This is a genomic window from Candidatus Mycoplasma haematobovis (assembly GCF_001645765.1).
In the GTDB taxonomy this organism is placed as follows: Bacteria; Bacillota_I; Bacilli_A; order Mycoplasmatales; family Mycoplasmoidaceae; genus Eperythrozoon_B; species Eperythrozoon_B haematobovis.
The window spans coordinates 1-869 of the sequence record NZ_LWUJ01000009.1 but is presented as its reverse complement, the minus strand read 5'-3'; the positions used below and the strand labels follow the sequence as shown (position 1 = coordinate 869).

2 protein-coding genes are annotated in these 869 nt (G+C 25.0%); both read right to left on the bottom strand.

Features of this window, described 5'->3' with window-relative positions; translation table 4 throughout:
• Nucleotides 1-413: hypothetical protein (locus A6V39_RS00255; RefSeq protein ID WP_187149664.1), on the bottom strand; the 413-nt coding region annotated here is incomplete at its 3' end.
• Nucleotides 414-417: 4 nt separating this feature from the next.
• Nucleotides 418-762 carry a hypothetical protein gene (locus A6V39_RS00250; RefSeq protein WP_187149663.1) on the bottom strand — a complete coding sequence of 115 codons (345 nt, stop codon included), beginning with the start codon at nt 760-762 and terminating at the stop codon, nt 418-420.
• Nucleotides 763-869 lie beyond the last annotated feature (107 nt).

Here is an 869-nt window from a genome sequence, read left to right as displayed (position 1 = left end):
GTTTCTTTATCATTTAATTTAATTGTCTCAACTTCCATTATTGTACTTCCTTCTTTAGATTTAACTGTGTAATCTTTTTTATTATTCTGTTGTTCTTTAGCTTCAGTTGTTATTCTCTTGTATTCATTATTTAATAAGTCTCTTAATAGAATATTTTCTGCTTCTAATTTATTACTTAGTTCTGTATATCCAGCTGGCATTCCATAATTAATATCAATCATCTTTGCAATATCATCAGTTGTTGTTGCTGGTTTAGGAATTCCAAGTCTTCTTGGTTCAATGCTAATATCATCTGCCATTTCTTTCAATCATGCTAACTTATTATTAACTAAGTCTAGATAATGTTGTAAATTTCTTCTAGCTTTATCACATTCATTTATTTGTCTTAAGACTTTATCTTTAAGAGTTAACATTATCCTATATATATATTCCTCAACCTCTTTCTTCTTCAATTAATTGTGTTAATTTAAATCAGCAAATTCCATTATCTGTACACTTATTTTCTCATCTTATGTTCTTTTCACTTCAGGTTCTTAAAAGATAGTAATTATTGTTGTCAATATTTTCTCTTGAAATTTTTATTTGTCTTCTTAATCTAGGTGCAAATCTTTTCTTAACAGCAGGTGACATTCTATTAATATCATCTGTTAATCTTCGAATTTGAAGATTTAATCTTCTATTAGTTTCTTTAATATTATGTCTTTGTAAATCAAGAGCATTTCTTTCTTCTTTAAGAAGATTGATTATTTCTTTGTTATTCATATATATATATTATATCACAAATCCTACCAACTTTAAACTTTTTTTTACATCTTTTTATATTATAATATTATGGTATGACAAAGTTAAATTTTGCACAATATTTATTG